This window comes from Desulfovibrio sp., from assembly GCF_018379785.1.
Taxonomy (GTDB): domain Bacteria; phylum Desulfobacterota; class Desulfovibrionia; order Desulfovibrionales; family Desulfovibrionaceae; genus Desulfovibrio.
On the sequence record NZ_JAGZUV010000001.1, the window covers coordinates 64,011 to 84,090 of the forward strand.

15 protein-coding genes and 1 tRNA gene are annotated in these 20,080 nt (G+C 64.5%); 7 read left to right on the top strand and 9 right to left on the bottom strand.

What is annotated here, in order from left to right:
- Positions 1 to 348: 348 nt before the first annotated feature.
- The 6 genes from KH208_RS00255 to KH208_RS00280 form a co-directional block, all read right to left on the bottom strand.
- Positions 349 to 933, bottom strand: coding sequence for a single-stranded DNA-binding protein (locus KH208_RS00255; RefSeq protein WP_291432856.1), 585 nt, complete (start codon positions 931 to 933; stop codon positions 349 to 351).
- A 178-nt stretch (positions 934 to 1,111) separates the two neighbouring features.
- Positions 1,112 to 1,450, bottom strand: coding sequence for a hypothetical protein (locus KH208_RS00260; RefSeq protein WP_008683484.1), 339 nt, complete (start codon positions 1,448 to 1,450; stop codon positions 1,112 to 1,114).
- Between the two features lie 73 nt (positions 1,451 to 1,523).
- Positions 1,524 to 2,174 carry a biotin attachment protein gene (locus tag KH208_RS00265; protein ID WP_291432857.1) on the bottom strand — a complete coding sequence of 217 codons (651 nt, stop codon included), beginning with the start codon at positions 2,172 to 2,174 and terminating at the stop codon, positions 1,524 to 1,526.
- Positions 2,175 to 2,592: 418 nt separating this feature from the next.
- Positions 2,593 to 4,842 carry an acetyl-CoA carboxylase carboxyl transferase subunit alpha/beta gene (locus KH208_RS00270; RefSeq protein WP_291432858.1) on the bottom strand — a complete coding sequence of 750 codons (2,250 nt, stop codon included), beginning with the start codon at positions 4,840 to 4,842 and terminating at the stop codon, positions 2,593 to 2,595.
- A 16-nt stretch (positions 4,843 to 4,858) separates the two neighbouring features.
- A complete protein-coding gene (locus KH208_RS00275; RefSeq protein WP_291432859.1) occupies positions 4,859 to 5,542 on the bottom strand; it encodes a DUF1847 domain-containing protein in 684 nt (227 codons plus the stop codon).
- Between the two features lie 19 nt (positions 5,543 to 5,561).
- Complete coding sequence (locus tag KH208_RS00280; RefSeq protein WP_291432891.1) at positions 5,562 to 6,980, bottom strand: biotin carboxylase N-terminal domain-containing protein; 1,419 nt, start codon at positions 6,978 to 6,980, stop codon at positions 5,562 to 5,564.
- A gap of 217 nt (positions 6,981 to 7,197) precedes the next feature.
- Here KH208_RS00280 and KH208_RS00285 point away from each other — a divergent pair, with 217 nt between their 5' ends.
- From KH208_RS00285 to KH208_RS00300, 4 genes are all read left to right on the top strand, one after another.
- Positions 7,198 to 8,049, top strand: a complete 852-nt coding sequence (locus KH208_RS00285; RefSeq protein WP_291432860.1) for a purine-nucleoside phosphorylase — start codon at positions 7,198 to 7,200, stop codon at positions 8,047 to 8,049.
- A 159-nt stretch (positions 8,050 to 8,208) separates the two neighbouring features.
- The gene (gene typA, locus KH208_RS00290) at positions 8,209 to 10,044 is read left to right on the top strand and encodes a translational GTPase TypA (protein WP_291432861.1); all 1,836 of its coding nucleotides are present in this window, start codon (positions 8,209 to 8,211) and stop codon (positions 10,042 to 10,044) included.
- Between the two features lie 205 nt (positions 10,045 to 10,249).
- Positions 10,250 to 11,335 carry a serine/threonine protein kinase gene (locus KH208_RS00295; RefSeq protein ID WP_291432862.1) on the top strand — a complete coding sequence of 362 codons (1,086 nt, stop codon included), beginning with the start codon at positions 10,250 to 10,252 and terminating at the stop codon, positions 11,333 to 11,335.
- Between the two features lie 176 nt (positions 11,336 to 11,511).
- The gene (locus KH208_RS00300) at positions 11,512 to 11,769 is read left to right on the top strand and encodes a hypothetical protein (RefSeq protein ID WP_291432863.1); all 258 of its coding nucleotides are present in this window, start codon (positions 11,512 to 11,514) and stop codon (positions 11,767 to 11,769) included.
- Between the two features lie 32 nt (positions 11,770 to 11,801).
- Here KH208_RS00300 and thiM read toward each other — a convergent pair whose 3' ends face one another.
- Complete coding sequence (gene thiM, locus KH208_RS00305; RefSeq protein ID WP_291432864.1) at positions 11,802 to 12,632, bottom strand: hydroxyethylthiazole kinase; 831 nt, start codon at positions 12,630 to 12,632, stop codon at positions 11,802 to 11,804.
- Positions 12,633 to 12,739: 107 nt separating this feature from the next.
- Positions 12,740 to 13,087 (bottom strand): DsrE family protein, encoded by a 348-nt coding sequence (locus tag KH208_RS00310; protein ID WP_291432865.1) that lies wholly within the window; start codon positions 13,085 to 13,087, stop codon positions 12,740 to 12,742.
- 165 nt (positions 13,088 to 13,252) lie between these two features.
- Here KH208_RS00310 and KH208_RS00315 point away from each other — a divergent pair, with 165 nt between their 5' ends.
- The 3 genes from KH208_RS00315 to KH208_RS00325 are packed head-to-tail and all read left to right on the top strand — an operon-like array spanning position 13,253 to position 19,877.
- Complete coding sequence (locus tag KH208_RS00315) at positions 13,253 to 15,304, top strand: autotransporter assembly complex family protein (RefSeq protein WP_291432866.1); 2,052 nt, start codon at positions 13,253 to 13,255, stop codon at positions 15,302 to 15,304.
- Entirely contained in the window at positions 15,304 to 19,350 is a 4,047-nt protein-coding gene (locus KH208_RS00320) for a translocation/assembly module TamB domain-containing protein (RefSeq protein ID WP_291432867.1), read from the top strand. The genes KH208_RS00315 and KH208_RS00320 overlap by 1 nt, the downstream gene beginning before the upstream one ends.
- A gap of 41 nt (positions 19,351 to 19,391) precedes the next feature.
- On the top strand, positions 19,392 to 19,877 hold the full coding sequence (locus KH208_RS00325; RefSeq protein WP_291432868.1) for a GNAT family N-acetyltransferase: 486 nt from the start codon (positions 19,392 to 19,394) through the stop codon (positions 19,875 to 19,877).
- 75 nt (positions 19,878 to 19,952) lie between these two features.
- On the opposite strand, the gene KH208_RS00330 is transcribed toward KH208_RS00325, so the two are convergent.
- Positions 19,953 to 20,038, bottom strand: a tRNA-Leu gene (locus KH208_RS00330).
- Positions 20,039 to 20,080: the final 42 nt, after the last annotated feature.

Here is a 20,080-nt window from a genome sequence, read left to right on the forward strand (position 1 = left end):
GATCGTCCCGGCGGATATCCCGCGGCTCTGCCGGGATTTGTCTGCAAATCCCGGCCGCGGAATGCGGGCGGGCGGACTTTGCCCGCCGTAAACGGGCATTTCAAGTGCTGACTGCTTTTAGCGTCACCGGACCCTAAAAAAGGCATGCCCATGGAGGCCGTAAAGACAACCACGGGCATGCCGCTCTGTTCATCGGGACGCGGGCTTCCACAGGTCCGGGCAGCGCGCTTCAGCCTTGGAGGGGAAGTGCTCCGGCGACGGGAAGTGCGTGGTCTTCGGCTGAATCAACGCCGCTTTGCGGCGCGCCTCACCGTGTTCGGCGTTGGAGCATTTCAAAGTTGAAATGCTCTAAAAGGGCACTTCATCCATGTTGGAGGCTTCCGAGGGAAAGGCCGGGCCCAGATCCTCGTCCTGGGGCTGCTGACGTGGAGCCTGGCGCTGCGGCGCCTGCCCCCCCCCCTGTCCGCCTTGGGGCCGCTGGCCCCCGCTGTAGCCGCCGCCCTGGCCACTTTGGCCGCGCGGAGCCTGCCGGGGGGCGGACCCGCCGCCACCGGCATAGTCATCCTCATAGCCGCCGGGGCCGCCCTGGCCGCCGCGCGGGGCGTCGCCCTTGCGGTCCAGAAACTGCACGCGCTGGGCCTTGATTTCCGTGGTGTAACGGTCCTGGCCCTGCTGATCCTGCCATTTGCGGGTCTGCAGGCTGCCCTCCACATAGACAAGACTGCCCTTGGCAAGGTAGTTGGCGCAGTTTTCGGCTTGGCGCTGGAATACCGAAACGCGGTGCCATTCGGTGCGTTCCACCTTGTTGCCGTCGCGGTCGGTATAGGATTCGTCGGTGGCCACGTTCAGGCTGGCTACCGGCGAGCCGCTTTGGGTGTAGCGCAGTTCGGGGTCGCGGCCCAGGCGGCCGATGATCATGACTTTATTCAGCATGGCTGTCGCTCCAGATGAAAGCGGGTGGAGCATTTTCACAATGAAATTGCTCTGTTATTGTCAAAATGTTCGGCCTCGTTAAGACGAAGTGAAACAAGGCCCGCGAAATTTCCGCAGGCGGGTTTTGCCCGCCCACGGAAGTTTCAAGCGCAATATGCTGTTAGCGGACGCATCCGGCTCAGGCCACGAAGGCCCGTTCCAGATTGTCCAGCACGTCTTCCAGTTGATCGCTCAGAACGTTGGCTTCGCGCGGCTGCCAGTCGGCAAGCGCCGCCTCCAGTTCCTGCTTCAGGCGCGCGGCTTCGCGGATGCCCGGTCCCAAGGCGTCCTGGCGGGCCTTGGACCATTTCATGAAGGTCAGGCCCTCGTCCAGGGCGCGCACCATTTCCAGCACGCCGCGCTTTTCGTGTTTGATGGGCACGCTGAAAGCCAGTTCAGTCAGTTGGGGCCAGAGTTGTTCCAGGAGATCTTCATTCCAGGTCACGGCGCTGACCCGTATTTGCAATGCTTTTCCCATAGTAGTGTACCGTATGTATGAGTGTTGGGGCGGCGTATCATGGGCCGCGTCGGCTGACGCGGGGGCGCCGCCGTTATTCCTTTTCCGTCCATTCGGTCTGAACGCGCATGATCACGTCCTGAATGGCCGGAAGCTGGTCCTGCGGGCAAACGCCGATGAGCGGCGCGCCCGTGTCCATGTTCTCGTTGTATTTGAAGTAGACGGCGTAAATGACGCCGTCCGGGCCCGTGTAGTGCAGGGGCACTTCGCGTTTCATGCGCGACATGATCAGGAGCTCCATGCCGTCCCGCACCGCCACGGAATGCGCGTCCGAAGCGCGGATTTTTTTGTCCACTTCGGGCGTGAAATAGTATTTGGCCCGCTCCGGCGCGCGGAACAGATGCAGGGCCTTTTGCAGAATGGCCCGCTGCACCTCCTCGCGGGTGTGCATGTGGCGCAGCACGGCCAGCGGCGTTCCGGCCTCCACGAAGCAGCCCTCCAGCTCGCTGTGCAGCACGCTGATTTCGCCTTTTTCCGGCGTGCAGATGGGCTTGGGATTGCGTTCGCGCTCCAGGGTGGCGAGCAGGGTGCCGGGTTTTTCCTTCCATTGACCCTGGGGGCCCAGAACCTTGTCGCCGGTTTTGAGTCCGGCAAAGGTCACCCGCCCGGTGTGGGGCGCGGCAATGACGATCTCGCGGTAGGGCGAGGCCTTGATTTCATCCAGCAAGGCGGAAATGTCGATCATTTTCTGTCCGTTATGGCTTATGTCTATGGCGCGTTCTGCGTATTTTTTGTTCGTCTTTTACGAAAAACAGCTTTTTTCCCGCGGTCGGCGTCATACTCGTTTTTTTGATGCGCACGTACCTGAGTACGTTTACGCTCAAAAAAACGAGCTTTCCTTGACCGCGAAAAAATATCTTATTTTTTGCAAAACCCGTCCAAACCGGCACCCGCCTTCTTCGCTGCGCTCAGCGCGGCGGTATAAGGAAACAGAGCCTGAACGGTTGTGTTGTTGAGGAAGTGCTGAGTAATGTGAGGATGTTTGTCCTTTGCCAAGAAAGGCGAACGCCGGGCGGAACGAAGTGTATCAAAACATACATGAGTTTCGCACGGGGTGAGCCTGACGCAGGCAAAGGGCAAAAAGACCATTACTCAGTACTTCCTTACCGATAATACAAATTTCTGCCGCCGATGGTAAGCAGAGCCTGCTTGAGGTTCGCGCGGATCTGCCGCCGGTCCCAGATGCCCTGAATGTGGCCGCGCGACAGCGCGCGGTAGGAGCGGTGGTATTTGGGCGGAATGTCCATGCCCGTGGTTTCCTTGATCACGCCCGGTCCGGCGAAGCCGATGTTGGAGGAGCGTACCGCGAACTGGTAGGGCGAGCAGCCCAGGAAGCTGGCCACCGGCCCGGCGAAGGAATTGGTGTCGTACAGCACCATGTACAGGCCGCCGGATTCGATGTAGCGGCGCACGGCCACGGTGCAGCGCGGCATCTGGATAACGCCGTGGGTGCCCTCCTGAATACGGATGCCCGCCGTGCCGTGCACGTAGGCCAGGAAGGGGTAGCGCTTCTTGGCGGCGCGCTGCGCGGCCTCCACGAATTTGTAGCCTTCGGCCGCGCCCACCGAGCCGCCCCGGAAGGTGCCCATGAGCATGGCAACCACCATCTTGATATTGTCGATGCGGGCTTCAAAGGTCATGCAGCCGCTCTTGGCTCCGGTCTTTTTCTGGGCGTCGCTGATGCGCTCGGCAAAGCCGGGAAAGTCCAGGGGATTGCCCGCCTCGATTTCGCTGTTGAACTCAAAGACCGAGCCGGCATCAAAGACGTTTTTCACGTACCATTCGGGTTCCATGGGGAAATGGTAGCCGCAGTGGCTGCACACGCCCGCGAATTCCGCGAAAAGGTCCGGGCCCCAGAGATCCAGACAGCCGTAGGAAGCGCTGTTGGGACAGGTCAGGGTGCGGTCGACCTTGTAGCGTGGCGAGAGGTAATTCCACTTGTGCCGCCGTGAATCGTCCGTCCAGGCCGAAAGGGCCGTGAGTTCCCTGGCCTTGTTGTCCGCGCGGCTGGGCAGATTGCGGGTGAGCTTGCGCCAGGGGGAGAGCAGGCGGCCCTTGAACATTTCCCACTCGTTGTCCACCTCTTCCATGAAGCCCCGGATCTGGCGCTGGTGCTTGCGGTAGAAATCATACTTGAAGCTGACCCAGGGCTTGGAGACCCAGTCCCAGAAAGCGGCGGCGGTCTTGGTCAGGAAGGGACGGCGGTCGCGGGCGGCCTGGCGTGAGAGGCGCAGGAATTTCTGCTGGCGGCGTTCACGCAGGCGGTCCTTGGCCGCGGCCGACAGGCCCCAGCGGATGTGCAGCTCGTCCAGATTGACTTCCGGATTGCGGTGGCGCGAGAGGGCCAGCCCCCGGAAGCCGGGCATCTTGCGGGTGGAGATGACCACTTCGTCCGTGGCCCGGATGACCTCCTGGCGCAGATGGCGGAAAAAGTCGAAATGCCAGGGCCGCGCGCCCAAGGGCGGTTCCTGCACCACGCGGTCGATGTAGCCGAAGCGCAGATTGTCCTGGGCCGTGATGTGCAGATTTTCGGCGCAGTGTTCGATCAACTCGGGCGTGGCGCGCTGTCCGGCCTTGAGCCGTCCTTCGATGGCCGCGGCGCCTTCCGGCGAAATGACCGAATAATAGCCGTGCGAGAGCATCAGGCGCTTGTCCGCCAGGCCGATGGCCTCGGCCCCGCCGGAGCCGCCCTCGGAAATGACGGCCACCACGGGCACGCGCAGGCCCGCCATGCCGTAAATGTTGCGGGCGATCTGCTGGGCCGCTCCGGGGTAATCCTCAATGGGAAAGGAGCCGGGCGTGAAAATATAGGCGTGGATGGGAATGCCCTCGGTCTCGGCCACACGCATGTACTGGAGGGCCTTGGCGTTGCCCCAGGGCTTGACCGAGCCGCCGTTGCGGAATTCCGCGCCGTGGCCCTTCTCCTGCCCGATGACCATGACCGACTGGGTGTAAACCTTCTTGCCCCGGCGGCGGGTGATCACCGCGCGGGCGATGAGCATGCTGGGGTCCAGGCTGTGCTCGTCCTGGCCGCCTACTTCGGTGAAGTTGTCGTAGACGTTTTCCAGAATGTCGCGCAGGCAGACGCGCTGCGGATGACGCACGATGCGCACCCGGTCCATGGGCGTGACGCTGCTTTCCAGGCGGCGCTCCACATAGGAGAACAGATCCTCGACCGTGGCCAGTTCCGCATAGGGATCGTTGAGCGAGCCGGAGCGGGCGCGTTCGGCGAAAGCCGTCAGTCGCTCTTCCAGCAGGTCCGCGTTGTCCTTGTGCTTGCCCGCGAAAATGTCCTGCATGTAGGTCAGTCGGTCGCGCAGGCTCTGGATGCGTTTTTCGATGTTGTTGTCCATAAGTTAGGTGCGCCGCTCACATCGGTGTCTTGAGGTAGTTGAAATAACTGCCGCTGCACTGGACAGCGGCCAGCGGATTATGCCCCAGCATGCGGTCCTTGACGGCCAGCACCGTGGCCGGGGCCTCCAGATGGCGCAGGGCCAGGGTGTCGTGGCCCACGCAGAGGCCCAGCAGCACGTTGAAGTCCACCTGGGCCCTGTTCATCAGCTCGGCCTGGAGCACGGGATTGCACATGCTTTCCGGCTGCTCCGGGTTGAGCAGATCCTCGCCCGTGAGGCCCAGTTCGCTCTTGGACAGGCCGCCCGCCTTGCAGACGGCGGAAATTGTTTCCAGGCCCTGGGCCTCGAAGATTTCCGCCGCGCCCGCGGCCTCGCGCCGCAGGCCGATACAAAAGAGCAGGCCCAGGCGATGGTAGCCCATGGCCCTGGCAAAGGCCACGATTTCCAAAATCCGGGGGCGGCAGGGCATGCGCCCGCCGTCGGGCAGTTTGGCGTAGCTGTGCCGCTCCACCCGGGCGGCCTGGCGGGCGAAATGCCGGATGTCCGGCTGCGCGTAGGTCCGGCGGCTCTTTTCCACCAAGTCCGTGTGCGCCGCCGAAGGGCAGTCCGGCGGATGCTTGCCGCCCGGCACGCAGCAGAGCCGCTCTTCGCGTTTGAAAGGACAGGCCGCGCAACGGGGCGGTGGGGAGGAACTGTGCATGCCGACGCCTTGGCCGTGGTTAAAAACGCAGAATGCGTCCGGTATTGGCCTTCAAAAAGCCCACATTGGATTTGAGGGGCTCGCCCGCGCCGTTCTGGCCTTCCAGGCGCAGGGAGTCCAGAAATTCCAGGCCGCGGGCCTTGGCCTCATCCAGATCCTTGCCCCAGATGATCGCCAGGGCCAGGTTGGGGTCGAATTCCGTGGGGATTTCGTAGGGCTCGTTGCGGGGCACATGGGTCAGCATGGCCAGCCAGGGCTGGTCCTTCCACTGGAAGCGCTCGATGCGGCCCACCCAGGGCGTGAAATTGTTGTCCGGATCCTCGGCGATGAGGCGGTACTCAATGCCCACGCCCTCGGAGGCGATTTCCGCCTGGGTGTAGCCCAGGGGCTGGCCCAGGCCGATGCGGATCTGCTCGGCGATGAGATCCACGCCCTCTTTGCCGCGAACGCGCGAAATGCGGGCCGAGACGCCGTTTTCCACCTGGATGCGGGTGTTGACCTCCATAAGGAAGGGGTCGCCCTTGCGGGTGACGATCCATTCCCAGGTGCCCACATTGTCATAGCCCACCTTGCGGGCCATGGTCAGGGAATAGTCCACGATATCCGTAAGCACGCGGCCCGCGTTGAACGTGTATTCCAGTTCGTCCGGCGCGAAGCCGGGCGCGACCTCGATGCGTTTTTGCAGGCCCGTGGACTGGATGGAGCAGTTGCGCGTGCCGAAGTGCACGGGGTTCGTGCCCGAGCGGTCCGAAACGATCTGCACTTCCAGGTGGTTGAAATCCGTGATGCGCTGCTCAATGAGCACGCCTTCGTCCTTGAACTGGCGCAGGGCGTAATTGCGGATGCGCCGGTAGACCGAACGGAACTGGTCCGGGTCGTAGACTTCCTCGATGCCCATGCCGCCGCCGCCCGCCGAGGCCTTGACCAGCACCAGCGGGCGCTGGATGCCCTGCTGTTCCTGGAATTCAAAGACCGACTTGGCGATGCGCTCGGCCTCCATCTCGTCGTAAATGGGGCGGTCCGAACCGGGCACCGTGGGCACGCCCAGGCTGCGGGCCAGGCGTTTGGTATTGATTTTGTCGCCCAGCTCACGGATGATTTTCCAGGAGGGGCCGATGAAGATCAGTTTGCGGTCGCGTTTGGTGACCCGGCGGGCGAAACGGAAATCCTCGGCGAAAAAGCCGTAGCCCGGATGCACGGCGGTGCAGCCGGCCTCGTCGGCAACGGCCATCAGTTCGTTGGCGTCGTGATAGGAGGACACGCGGAACAGGCTTTTCCCCCCGCCTTCCTCGCGGGCCAGGCGGACATGGCCGGAGGCTGCGTCCTCGGCGGTGTAAACGGCCGTGAAGGCCACGCCCAGCTTGCGGCAGGCCCGCATGATGCGTATGGCGATCTCGCCCCGGTTGGCCACCAGAATCTTATGCCCGGTCAACGGAATCTCCGTGGGAGCGCCCTTGGCGGCGCTGCCGGCGGCGGCCTTTTTTTTGCTGCTGTCCTGAGCTTTGTTCAAGCCTCTCTCCCCAGGGAACAGTGCTCTTCCCTATTATGACACGTCCGCGCCGCGCGCCTCCCCTTGTGGGCCGGATGCGCGCGGGCTATAGTGGCCGGGCGATATCTTGCACCCGAAAATCTACCAGAAGTCGAGAGATAATCTTATGCAAAATCCACAAGAAGTCCAGCTTGCCGTCGAGGCGTTGCGCGCCGCCCTGCCCGATTCCGCCATCGGGACGGATGCCCCTCTGGGGCTGATCCTGGGTACCGGCCTTTCGGACCTGGCAGCCGCCTTGGCCGATGACGCGGGCGGGGCCGGTCCCTGCGTGGTGCCCTTCGCGCAACTGCCCGGTTTTCCGCTGCCCGGCGTGGATTCGCACCAGGGTGCCTTTGTCCTGGGCCGCCTGGGCGGTCGGCCGGTATTGGCCCAGCAGGGCCGCTGCCATCTGTATGAAGGCAGAAGCCCGGCCGAGGTCTGCATGGGCGTGCGGGTCATGGCCGGGCTGGGCGTGAAAACCCTGGTCATCACCAATGCCTCCGGGGCGCTCAACCCGCTCTTTGAGGCCGGGGATCTGATGTGCATGGCCGACCAGATCAACCATACCGGCGTTTCGCCGATCATGGGGCCCAATTGCGCGGCCTGGGGCGAGCGCTTTCCGGACATGAGCGCGGTTTTTGACCCGGAGTTGCGGGCTCTGGCCCAAGAAACGGCGGAGCAGCTGGGCATCCGCCTGGAGCGGGGCGTCTACATCGGCGTGCACGGTCCGGAAATGGAAACTCCGGCGGAAACCCGCATGTACCGCCAGTGGGGGGCCGACGCCGTGGGCATGAGCACCGTGCTGGAAGTGGTTGCGGCGCGGCATCTGGGCATGCGCGTACTGGGCTTTTCCTGCCTGTCCAACAAGAATTTGCCGGACTGCATGGCGCCCGCGCCCCTGGAGGAAATCATCGCCGTGGCCGGGCGCGCCGGGGCCAAACTGGACCGCCTGCTCAGGGCCTTGGTGACAAAACTTTGAAAAATGCGTACAAAGCCTCTCCTTCAGGCTGATGACAAGCCCCGCTCCGCAGTGTTGGCGCCGCCGTCGGCGGCCTCTCTCCAGAGCGTTTGCACTGTTTTTTACGGCGGCCTTCCGGTTCGTCGCCGCCGTATCCTTTTCTAATCCAAGGCTTTTCCCATGCAGCAGAATGATTCTCTCCGCAATGTTGCCATTATCGCCCACGTTGACCACGGCAAGACCACCCTGGTGGACGCCCTTTTCAAGCAGAGCGGCGTATTCCGCGCCGACCAGCGCGTGGATGACCGCGTCATGGACAAAATGGATTTGGAGCGCGAACGCGGCATCACCATTGCCGCCAAGAACTGCGCCGTGCGCTGGAAGGGCGTGAAGATCAACATCATCGACACGCCGGGCCACGCGGATTTCGGCGGAGAGGTGGAGCGTTCCCTGTCCATGGCCAGCGGGGCCATTCTGCTGGTGGACTCATCCGAAGGCCCCTTGCCGCAGACCCGCTTCGTGCTGCGCAAAACCCTGGAAGCCGGTCTGCCCGTGGTGGTGGTCATCAACAAGATCGACCGCAAGGACGCCCGGCCGCAGGAAGTGCTCAATGAAATCTACGATCTGTTCATCGACCTGGGAGCCAGCGAGGAACAGCTGGAATTTCCCGTGCTTTACGCCATCGGGCGTTCGGGCGTGGCCATGAACAATATCGACGACCCGCAGGAAGATCTTTCCCCGCTGTTCGAAGCCATTTTGACCAAAATTCCCGGCCCGGCCCACGATCCGGAGCAGCCCTTCCAGATGCTGGTGGCGGACCTGGATTACTCGGACTATCTGGGGCGGCTGGCCGTGGGCCGGATCATGCACGGCAAGGTCTTTGCCAAGGAATCCCTGGCCTGCATCGGCGAGGACGGCCAGGCCCGGCCCCTGCGCGCCACCCGCCTTCAGGTCTACGACGGCCTTCAGCTCTCCGAGGTGGAGGAGGCCCGGCCCGGCGACATCGTGGTGCTGGCGGGCATCGAGGACGTGACCATCGGCGACACCATCTGCACCCGCGAGAGCCCGCGCGCCCTGCCGCGCATCCGCGTGGACGAGCCCACCGTGGCCATGCGCTTCGGCATCAACACCTCGCCCCTGGCCGGGCGCGAGGGCAAACTTGTGCAGAGCCGGGCCATCCAGGACCGCCTGATCAAGGAAAGCCTGCGCAACGTGGCCATCCGGGTGGAAGAGACCTCGGACCGCGACGCCTTTCTGGTCAAGGGCCGGGGCGAATTCCAGATGGCCATCCTCATTGAGACCATGCGCCGCGAGGGCTTCGAGCTTTCCGTGGGGCGGCCCGAGGTGATCCTGAAAAAGGACGCCAACGGCAAGACCCTGGAGCCCATTGAGCATCTCTATGTGGACTGCGATGAAATCTTCATGGGCGTGGTCACGGACAAGCTGGCCCAGCGCAAGGGCCGCATGCTCAACTGCACCAACAACGGCACGGGCCGCGTGCGCCTGGAATTCTCCGTGCCCTCGCGCGGGCTCATCGGCTATCGCGACGAATTTCTCACGGACACCAAGGGCACGGGCATCATGAATTCCTATCTGGAAGGGTACGAGGAGTGGCGCGGCGACTTCCCCACGCGTTTTTCCGGTTCCATCGTGGCGGACCGGCCCGGTTCGGCCGTGGCCTACGCCCTGTTCAATCTGGAGCCGCGCGGCACGCTCTTTGTGGAGCCCGGCGACCCGGTCTACGAGGGCATGATCGTGGGCGAGCACAACCGCGACAATGACATCGACGTCAACGCCACCAAGGAAAAGAAGCTCACCAACCTGCGCGCCGCGGGCAAGGATGAAAACGTCATCCTCACCCCGGTGAAGAAAATGACTCTGGAACATGCCCTGCACTTCGTGCGCGAGGACGAACTGGTGGAAGTGACGCCCCAGTCCCTTCGCCTGCGCAAGGTCGAGCTTTCGTCCCTGAAACGCTACCAGATAGCGGGCAAGGCCGCCAAGAGCAAGTCCTGAGCCGTTGGGCCTCAGGTAAGGGGAAACGGGCGGCGCGTTGGAGCATGAATCAGCGCCCTGTCGGCAAGTCCGGCGGGGCGCTTTTTGTTTCCACGCCCTTTTGACGGAAGAGCCCTTGCTGAAAATATATTTTCAGTTAATACTATTTATAAATAAATAAAATAGTCTCTGATGCCTCACCGTGCGCGGTGTTTGAGGAGATGTCATGCCGGGTCGCGAATGCTCTGGTGTGCGCCTGCGGGTGCTTCTTCCGTTTCTCGGGCTGCTTGTGTGCCTTTGTTCCGGCTGCTCCGGCGCGTGGGCGGCGCAACCGGCCCGCCCCGGCGAGCCCCTGGCGCGGGCCTTCAGCGAACTGTTTCAGGATGCCGACCGGATCACGCGCCTGGAAGCCTGTTTTCTTTCCGTGGGACTGCCCGAGCGGCCGGAGCACGTGCGGATTCTGCGGCAGAATCTGTCCACGGATGATCCTTTGGAGCGGATTGTCACGCTCTACGCCTTGGCGGCGATGACCCGCGCCCCGGAGGATGTGGACGCCTTTCTGGCTGCTTTTCCCGTGGACCCCGGACTGTTTTTGACGTTGCAAGATGCGGAATGGCGGCTTTCCGCCACGCTGGGTGAGGGCATTGCGGATTTTTTATTGCTCCTGGTGCATGAGCCGCGCACGCGCGACAGGGCGCTGCCGCATCTGGCGCGGATCATCAGCAATAAAGGCGTGGTGGAAAATCTGACTGCCGAGGAACAGGATGTCTATGTGAAACCCTATCTTGGGACACATAGAGACACTTTTTTACTTGAGGGTACCAGCGATTTTGCCCTGTCATATCTGTATGAAGAAGAGCGCAAGTGGGCCTGCGGAGCGAAGCTGACGGAACTCCTGCTGAGCAATGACCCGGATTCCAGAATCACGGCGCTACTGATGCACCGGAGGCTGTTTGATCCCGATGCCGCCCGACGCGAGATGCTGCAGACCTGCAAACAACCGAAACCACTGCGGGATGCGGCTCACGCCATACTGATGCAACGAGTTTTGGATTATACATCTTTTATGAAAAACTTTCCAACGGACCAGGCAACGGTGGAAGCTGTTCTGCGCACGGAAAAGCGGCTGTACAAACCTCCGTTTCACAGCCTTGCCTTTTCTTTTATGAATCGCGGCGACCCACACGACGCGGCGGTGGCCGCAGCCTTGCTGCGTTATGGCAACGGCCGGCTTGAGGCTGTCGAGCGGCACTATCTTCAGGACTATCTGAAGGGGGAATCGTTATGTGGAGATTCAATGGTTACGCCCTGACCTGTCCGGAAGGGGGCATCTGGGGCGCCCGTAGCGGTGGAAGACCCGGTAATTCCCCTAAAGTAACCTACGGTCCAGACGGGCTCTCTGAATGCCTGCCGGAAGGTCTGTATCTTATTCTACGCAGAGAATTTGTGGAGATAAAAGATGAAAAGGGTTATTATAATGATCCGGGAATGTATCTTCCTGAAAAAAATGAAGGTTGGTTCGTACCTCTGAGGCCGCTGTTTTACACCGAGCGCGGTACGCCTGAAAAGGGCAGGTTCGGCATCCATCCCGATGGGGAAGCGCCCGGCACCAACGGCTGTATCGGCGTATTCTCCGGAGATTACGCCAAGTTGCTCCTGTTGCTGGTACGCGGGTCGTTCTGCACGCATCTGGAGGTAAAATATTCCTGCTGCTGCGTGACTCCTTCCGTGTATGCCGGGCGGTAAGCCTGTCTTCCATTTTCAATGCCAACTATGCCCTAAAGGCGTTCCACTCGTGCCCGCGCGGTCAGGGTTTCCGCATCCAGTTTGCTCATGGCGTCCAGCAGGAAGATCCGGTAAGAACCGCTGCCGCCGTCCACGGCCCGCAGTTTTTCATAGGCCAGTTCGCCGCAGACGCCCATGGCGGCCATGGCGCAGACACAGGCCCGCAGGGGCGCTTGCGGATTCGCGCCCAGATACGCGCCGGTCACGGCAGCGGACATGCAGCCCGTGCCCGTGATGCGCGCCATCATGGCATGGCCGTTGCGCACGGCCCAGGCCTCCCGGCTGTCCGCCACAATATCGATGGGCCCGCTGACCATGATCACCGCGCCGGTCAGCGCGGCCATTTTCTGGGCGCGCCGGGCGTTTTCCGCCAGATTGTCCTCCGTGACCAGGCTTTCCAGGCTGGCGTCCACGCCCCTGGCGTCGGCCATGCCCCCGGCCAGGAAGCTGATTTCCGAATTGTTGCCCTTGATGGCGGCGCAGCGGATCTCGCGCAGCAGGCGCAGGGCCGTGTCGTTGCGGAAGTCGGACGCGCCCGCGCCCACAGGATCAAAAACCACGGGTCTGCCCAGAAGGTTGGCCGTCTGACCGGCGTGGAGCATGGCCTGCACCGTGCGTTCGTTGAGCGTGCCCATATTCAGTACCAAGGCCGAGCAGAGGCCCGTGATCTGCCCGGCCTCGCGGGCGTCGTCGGCCATGATCGGCGAAGCGCCCGCCGCCAGGGCGATATTGGCGCAGTCATTGACCGTGACGTAATTTGTGATGAAATGCACAAGCGGCACTGTTCGCCGCACGACGCGGAGCAGCTCTCCGAAGCTTTCCATATTCCGGCTCTCCTTGCCCGGCATGCGGAACCTCCGTTCCCAGGGCTGGAAACGGAGGTCCGCCGTCGTGCCCGACATACCCGAAGGCGGTTCCTCAGAAACAGCCTCTACGGTTTGATGTACGCAAAACCTTCGCGTTGCAGGCGCACCACTTCCACCAGACCGGCGGGCACCACCGAGCAGCCCGGCCAGAGGCGGGCATGGTCGATCTTGTTGTCCGCCAGGGCATTGGCGCAGAGCATGACGCGCACGCCCTGGGCCAGAAGCGGCGCGGCCAGTTCGCGCAGATCCGCGTGCTCGTCCGTGAACAGGATTACGGCGGGGCCGTTGGCAACCACGGCCAGTTGAAATTTTTCGCCGGGCAGGCCCTTGATGTAGTTGGCCGCGTTTTTCAGCACCAGGCGCAGCATGGCGGGGTCGTTGCTGTCTATATGCAGGCAGAGATCATAATTCATAAGTATTCTCCAGATAGTTTCACGGTTCCGCGATATGGCGAAGCGGCATTTACGCTAGCAAAGCGGCGCGGCTTTGCCAAGCGGGCGGGCGCTGCGGCGTTTTTTTCGCCCTCCCGTGGAACCCGGCTTGCGCGCGCTGACGCTCAAGCGTATATGGAATATACTATGCGTTGCGCATTCGTTACTCTTTTATGCTTTTTCCACACCGTCGGCGGGCGGCTTTTTTTTATCGGCGCCCGGCCCCGCCCACGGGCCGGGCAGTCGGCGCGTGTTCTGATGCTGGCCGCCCTGCTGGTTCTGCCGGGCCTGCTCAACGGTTGCGGTCTGCTGGCCAGGAGCGGCGATGCCGGGCCCGAGGCGGCGGACTCCGGACAGGGCGCCGAGCCGGATCCGGCCTGGCAGGGCAAGCCCATTCCCTATGCTCTGCGTATTGAGGTGCGCGGCGGGCCGTCCTCCCTGGAGGGCAAGATGAAGGCCGCCAGCCAGCTCGCCCAGCTCGCCAAGGAGCCGCCGGACAGCATGCTGGCCCTGGAACGCCGGGCCCGCGCCGATACGGAAACCGCGCTCAAGCTGCTCCATTCCCAATCCTATTATGACGGCAAGGCCTCCTTCAGCATGGACGAGGCCGCCTCCCCCGTGAAGGTGACCCTGCTGCTGGAACCGGGCCCGCGCTACACGCTGGGCCGGGCCGATGTGCGCTACGAACCCGCGCCCGTGGTGCCGGAATCCTTCAAGAACCGCAGCCGCGAAACGGGCTTCTGGGGTCTGGAGCGGGAGGCGGTGCCGCCGCCGTCCTTCCCGTCAAGCCTGCCCGGCGTGAACGTGGGGCAGCCGGTGACCGCCGACGCCATGCTGGCCGCCGTGGACGCCCTGCCGGAATGCTTCCGCCGTGAGGGCTATCCCCTGGCCAAGGTGGCCGCCGCCCGCTATACCCTGAACCGCGAGGCCCGTACGCTCAATGCCGATATTCTGGTCCGGACCGGACCGCCCGCGCTCATGGGGGACATCCGCGTGCATGGCGCGCAGGATGTCAACGCCGAATACCTGCAACGGCTGACGCCCTGGACGCCGGGCGACGAGCCCTGGGACAGCGAATTGCTGGACGATTACGCCAATACCCTGCGCGGCCTGGGTCTGTTCCGCTCCGTGGAGGCGGCCCCGGCCGCGGCGGATCTGGAAAAAAGCGGCGAGGGCGGCGTGGCCGTGCTGCCCGCGGACATTACCGTGGCCGAAGCGCCCTTCCGTTCCATCAGCGGCAGCGCCCGCTACGACACGGATACGGGCCTGGGCCTGGAAGGCGTCTGGGAGCACCGCAATCTTTTCCACAACGGGGAAAAACTTACGGTCACCGCGCCCCTGGCCACGGAAATCCAGGGCATCAAGGCGGCCTTTGAAAAACCCGCCTTTCTGGTGCGCGAGCAGCGCCTGCTGGCCTCGGCCTCGGCCCTGCGCGAAGATACCAGCGCCTACCGCAAGATGGCGGGCAACGCCTCGGCGGGCCTGGACCGGAAGCTGGCCCGCCAGTGGTGGGGCGGCGTCGGCGTATTTGTGGAAAGCGGTTCCCTCAAGGACAACGAGAACAGCGAGCACCCCTACGGCGTATTCAGCCCCCGCGTGAGCCTGCGGCGCGACAGCCGCAACAATGTGCTCAATCCCAGCAGCGGTTCGGAAATGGAAATCAAGCTCACGCCCTTCGGCGGCTTTTATCAGGAGTCGTTCAGCGCCATGGCCGGAAGCCTGGCGGCCAGCGTCTATTACGCGCCCATGCGCGACAAGACGGGCCGTCCCGACGACCGCCTGGTGCTGGCGGGCCGGGTGGAGGGCGGGGCCATGGCCGGTTCGCCGCTGCACAGCATCCCGTCAAGCATGCGCTATTACGCGGGCGGCGCGGGCTCGGTGCGCGGCTATGCCTATCAGGCCCTGGGGCCGCGCGACAGCAAGGACGACCCTCTGGGCGGGCGCTCCTACCAGATCGTCAACCTGGAGGCGCGCTTCAAGGTGACTGAAAACATCGGTCTGGTGCCTTTTCTGGATGGCGGCATGGTCTATACGGACGAGTTCCCGCGCATCATCGGCGACATGGATTGGGGCGCGGGCTTGGGCCTGCGCTATTACACGCCCATCGGGCCGTTGCGCCTGGACGTGGCCACGCCCCTGCGGCGCATTGACGGCGACCCGCCGGTGCAGGTCTATATCAGCATAGGGCAGTCCTTCTGATGGCGCGCATACAGGAAGAACGGCCCGCGAGCCCGGCGACCCAATCTCCGTCCGCCGTGCAGGACGGGCACAGCGGACGCCCCAAGCGCCCCAAAAGGCGGACGCGCTGGCTGCGCCGCGCGCTGGCCGCTCTGCTGGCCCTGCTGTTGACGGCGCTGGGGGGGCTGGCCTATGTGCTGCGCAGTGAAAGCGGCCAGGCCTGGCTGACCAAAACCGTCAATGCAGCTTTGGAAAGCTCCTTGCGGGAAAGCGGCCTGCATGCGCGCCTGACCCGTCTCTCCGGTCCGCTGCCCTTTGCCTGCTCCTTCGGCCTGGAAGTCGCCGACGCCCGAGGCGTCTGGCTTACGGCTCCGGAAAACAGCTTTGCCTGGGACTGGCGTGCCCTGCCCGGCGTGGTGCGCATTGCGGCCATCCGCAGCGTCGATCCGGCATTGAGCCGTCTGCCCGACCTGCCCTCTGATCCGGAACCGTCCGTCCCGCGGCAGCCCCTGACCGTGGAATCGTTGCGCGCGGCCCTGGGCGAAGCGGCCCGCGCCCTGAACGATCTGCCCGCCTGGCTGCCCGAGGTGCGTCTGGACGCGCTGAGCGTGGAAAACGCCCTGCTGCCGCCGGAATTGCTCGGCGGCGCGGCCTCGCCGCCAACGCCGGGCGCGGCAAAAGCACAAGCGCCGGAACAAAAAACTGCTGACGCGCCTGTCCCGGTTCCCGCCGCGCAGGTTTTGCGGGCCGATCTGGACGCCGGGCTCACGGCCGGAAGAGAGGGCGCGAAGCTGCACGTCCGGGCGCGCCTGAGCGGCGCGGAGGATGCGCCTTTTGCCCTGTCCGCGCTCAGTTGCGCGGTGGCGGAAGTCAGCCTGGAAGCCCAGGCCGGACCATTGAGCAACGGGGCGGAACAGGGGCCGGGCCTGGCCGTGAACAGCCGCCTGGAAGCGGTGTTGCGGCGGCCCGTGCTTCATGTGGACGCTCTGCCGCCGGATCTGCTGGGTTCCGAAGCCCGCTTGAACCTGGCTTTTGAAGGCGGGACGGCCGCAATGGAACCCGGCCCGGCGTCCTCGGCGCGGCTGGCCCTGACCAAGCTGAATCTGACGGCGGGCCGGGTGACGGCCGCAGGGCAGGGGCAGTGGCACAGCGGCCGGAAAGACTGGCCGGACGGCCCTCTGGACCTGAATCTGAATGTCAGCCTGCAAAGCCCGGCGGCGGACACGGCCGCTATTCCCACAAAAATCACAGAGGGCACGGAAGAGGCCGGGGATGTGCTGGCCATGCTGCGCGCGCCGCTCTCCCTCACGCTGACCGCCAAGGGCGCGCTGCGGCGGCCGGATGTGGACCTGCGTCTGGCCTGCGCGGATATTCAGAGCAACGGCCACGTCCTCAAGGATACGACGCTGGCGCTCACGGGCGCGCCCCTGGCCTGGGGCGACGCGCTGGGCCTGGGCGGCTCTCGCGGGGAAGCCCGTCTGGTGCTGGACCTGCGCGCCGAGCTGGATCAGCGTCCTCTCAAGCTCACGACGGAACTTTTTTATGGGCCGGACCTGAAGAGTGGCCCGGAAAACGCGACGGACAGCACGACGGATAGGACGGACGGCGCGCCGGGGGCGGCTGTGGCCGGTCTGCGCAAGCTGCGCCTGGGCGCGGCGGGCCTGGAAGGCACGGGCGACGTGACCGCCGTGCTCGCGCCGGGCAAAGCGCCCGCTCTGGACGGCGCGATCCGGCTGCGCGTGGCTGACTGGCAGGCCCTGTCCGCCTTTGTGCCGGGGCAGCGCCTGGACGGCGAAGCCGGGCTGGATCTGGAATTGCGCGCGGAAGCGCCGCAAAACGGCTCCGGGTCCGCCGCGCAGCAGGTTCTGCTGCGCTGGAAGATTCCCCGTTTCAACCTCAGCTCCGCGCAAGGCGGGGATGCGGCGCTGCATGTGCGCGGCCTGGACGGCGAGGCCCGGCTCACGGATCTTTTCGGCCGGGCGGCGCTGGCGGCGCGCCTGGATCTGGAAGAGGCGAGCCGGGGCGATCTGCGCCTGGGCGCGCGGGCGCGGGCCTCGGGGCCCTTGCAGGGGCCTCTGGACCTCAGTCTGGAAAGCACGGGCGGCGTGACAAGCCGACTCAACATCCAGTGGCGGCCCGGCCTGGTCGCCTTGCAGACTCTGGAAGTGCGCCTGAACGCGGCGCTGGCGGCGGTCGGCAGCGGCAAGGGAAGCAAAGGGCAGGCCCTGGGGCTGCGCGCCACGCGCGGCGCGGAGATCCGCTACGGCGACGCCGGGCTGGCGGTTTCCGGCCTGGATCTGGCCCTGTCGCCCTCGGGACGTTTGCAGGCCCAGGGCGCGCTGACGCCGGAGAAACTTGATTTGCGGGTCGTTCTGGACGGCCTGGCCCTGGAGCCCTGGCGCGCGCTGGTGCCTGTTCTGCCTCTGGGCACGGCCGAGGCCCGCGTGCGGCTCAGCGGCAGCCCGGCCCGGCCCGGCGGGGATTTCCGGCTGGGCGTGCGCCGTCTGCGCGTGCCGGGCAGTCCTGTGGCCCCTCTGGATCTGGCCCTGGTGGGCGGCATTGAGCGTAACGCCTCGGGCAGTGCGCTGGCCGCGCGATTGGAGCTGGATCCCCAGGCCGTCAAGGCTCTGGGCGGCAGCGAGGCCAGTCTCAACCTGCGCCTGCCGTTGCTTTTCGGCCCGGACGGCCTGCCCCGACCCGCTCCTCAGGGGCAACTGGCCGGACAGGTGCGCTGGGAGGGGGCCGTGGGCCCCGTCTGGAGCTTGTTGCCCCTGGCGGACCGCCGTCTCAACGGCCGGATATCCCTGAATCTCAATCTGGGGGGCACCCTGGCCGCGCCGCGCGTGACCGGCGGCCTGCGCGTGGACAAGGCCCGCTATGAGGACCTGCTGCTGGGCGTGCTGCTCACGGACATCAATCTGCGCCTGGATCTGAACGGAAAAGAGGCCGGAAAAAAGAATGCGGCAGGCGGCACTGGCCCCCTGGCCGGAAGCATGTATCTGGAACTCAGCGCGGCCGACGGCCTGGGCGGCAGCCTGCGTCTGACGGGCGGCGGCGGGCTGGACGGCCGCAATCTGGACCTGCGGGCCGCGCTGGACCATTTGCGGCCTCTGCGCCGACGGGATCTGCGCATCAATCTTTCCGGCCAGGCCCGGGTTACGGGCAGCGCCACGGCTCCGGACGTGCGCGGTGAAATCATCATCAATCAGGGCGCGTTGCTGCTCAACAATCTGGCCGTGGGCGGCAGCATCACCACCTTGCCCATTCAGGAAGCCGCTACAGTGGCGGACGCCGCCCCGGCGGCACCAGCAGCGGCCGCCGAAGGACAGGGCTCCCTGAACCTGCGCATCCGCGCTCCGGGCCGCTTCATCGTTGAGGGGCATGGCCTGACCAGCGAGTGGCAGGCCAATCTGCTGGTCAGCGGCAGCCCGGCCGCGCCCATGATTACCGGCGAACTGCGCGCCGTGAAGGGCAATTTCGATTTCCTGACCAAGAATTTCGCGCTCACGCGCGGGGTCATCACCTTTGGCGGCGGTTCCCTGAGCAATCCCCTGCTGGATATTGTGATGACCAATGAAACGCCGGACCTCACGGCTCACATCACTATCAGCGGCACGGTGAGCAAGATGAAGCTCAGCCTGAGCAGCGAGCCCAGCCTGCCCAAGGATGAAATCCTCTCCCGGATTCTCTTTGGCCGCAGCGCCAATGAGTTGAGCCGCCTGGAGGCCCTGCAACTGGCGGGGGCCGTGGCCCAGCTGGCCGGTTTCGGCTCGGGCGGGGGCGGCATGCTCGACTTCACGCGCAAGGCCCTGGGCGTGGACGTGCTGCGCCTCGGCACCTCGTCCACCGGGGCCGCCGGAGAACCCGGTGACCAGACCGCGGGGGGCACCACCCTGGAAATGGGCAAGTACATCGGCGACCTGATCTACGTAGGCGTGGAGCAGGGCATGAAGCCGGACAGCACGGCCTTTATCATCCAGCTGGAACTGACCCCGCGCATCAATCTGGAACTCCGCACCGAACAGCAGGATACCTGGGGCGGCGTGCGCTGGAAGTACAATTACTGATCCGTCCGTCGCCGCCTGTGCCGTATAATGGAAGGGCCGCCATGTCCGTACCGCCTCATTCCGCCTCCGCCGCTTCCGGCAACCCGCCCTGGCCCGTCCGCCGGGCAAGTGGCGATGATTTTCCCGCCCTGGCTGAGCTGTGGCGGCGCAGCGTGGAAGCTACACATGATTTTCTGCTGCCCGGTGATCTGGAGCGGATTCACGCGGAAGTGGCGGACGTGTATCTGCCGGGCGTGGGCGAAGTCTGGCTGGCGGAAGGGGAAGGCTGTCCGGTGGGCTTCCTGGGCTGTGACGGAGCGCATGTGGAAATGCTTTTCGTGGAACCGGAATATTTCGGACGCGGCGTGGGCAAGGCCCTGCTGCGGCACGCCCGGAACCTGCACGGCGCGCTCAGCCTGGAAGTCAATGCACAGAATGCGCGGGCACTGGCCTTTTATCAGCGTCAAGGCTTCGCGGTGACGGGGCGGTCCGACCTGGACAGCGCGGGACGGCCTTATCCTCTGCTGTATCTGGCCTGGCGGAGATGAACCGGCTGGCGCATATTGATGAGTAAAACATCCCGGATTCGCCATCTGAACGAATCCGGGATGTTTGTTGATTCCTGGTACCCGGAGTCGGACTCGAACCGACATACGCTATGCGTGAGGGATTTTAAGTCCCTTGTGTCTACCAATTCCACCATCCGGGCATGGTGCGTCACATCAGGCCGCTGCCGCGAGGACGCGCCGGG

What these genes read in the sequence shown, in the direction of transcription:
- KH208_RS00300 (WP_291432863.1), top strand. Translation starts at nt 11,512, where the DNA reads ATGTATCTTCCTGAAAAAAATGAAGGTTGGTTCGTACCTCTGAGGCCG.
- KH208_RS00275 (WP_291432859.1), bottom strand. Translation starts at nt 5,542, where the DNA reads ATGCACAGTTCCTCCCCACCGCCCCGTTGCGCGGCCTGTCCTTTCAAA.
- KH208_RS00255 (WP_291432856.1), bottom strand. Translation starts at nt 933, where the DNA reads ATGCTGAATAAAGTCATGATCATCGGCCGCCTGGGCCGCGACCCCGAA.
- KH208_RS00260 (WP_008683484.1), bottom strand. Translation starts at nt 1,450, where the DNA reads ATGGGAAAAGCATTGCAAATACGGGTCAGCGCCGTGACCTGGAATGAA.
- typA (WP_291432861.1), top strand. Translation starts at nt 8,209, where the DNA reads ATGCAGCAGAATGATTCTCTCCGCAATGTTGCCATTATCGCCCACGTT.
- KH208_RS00325 (WP_291432868.1), top strand. Translation starts at nt 19,392, where the DNA reads ATGTCCGTACCGCCTCATTCCGCCTCCGCCGCTTCCGGCAACCCGCCC.
- KH208_RS00285 (WP_291432860.1), top strand. Translation starts at nt 7,198, where the DNA reads ATGCAAAATCCACAAGAAGTCCAGCTTGCCGTCGAGGCGTTGCGCGCC.
- KH208_RS00310 (WP_291432865.1), bottom strand. Translation starts at nt 13,087, where the DNA reads ATGAATTATGATCTCTGCCTGCATATAGACAGCAACGACCCCGCCATG.
- KH208_RS00320 (WP_291432867.1), top strand. Translation starts at nt 15,304, where the DNA reads ATGGCGCGCATACAGGAAGAACGGCCCGCGAGCCCGGCGACCCAATCT.
- KH208_RS00315 (WP_291432866.1), top strand. Translation starts at nt 13,253, where the DNA reads ATGCGTTGCGCATTCGTTACTCTTTTATGCTTTTTCCACACCGTCGGC.
- KH208_RS00265 (WP_291432857.1), bottom strand. Translation starts at nt 2,174, where the DNA reads ATGATCGACATTTCCGCCTTGCTGGATGAAATCAAGGCCTCGCCCTAC.
- thiM (WP_291432864.1), bottom strand. Translation starts at nt 12,632, where the DNA reads ATGGAAAGCTTCGGAGAGCTGCTCCGCGTCGTGCGGCGAACAGTGCCG.
- KH208_RS00295 (WP_291432862.1), top strand. Translation starts at nt 10,250, where the DNA reads ATGCCGGGTCGCGAATGCTCTGGTGTGCGCCTGCGGGTGCTTCTTCCG.
- KH208_RS00270 (WP_291432858.1), bottom strand. Translation starts at nt 4,842, where the DNA reads ATGGACAACAACATCGAAAAACGCATCCAGAGCCTGCGCGACCGACTG.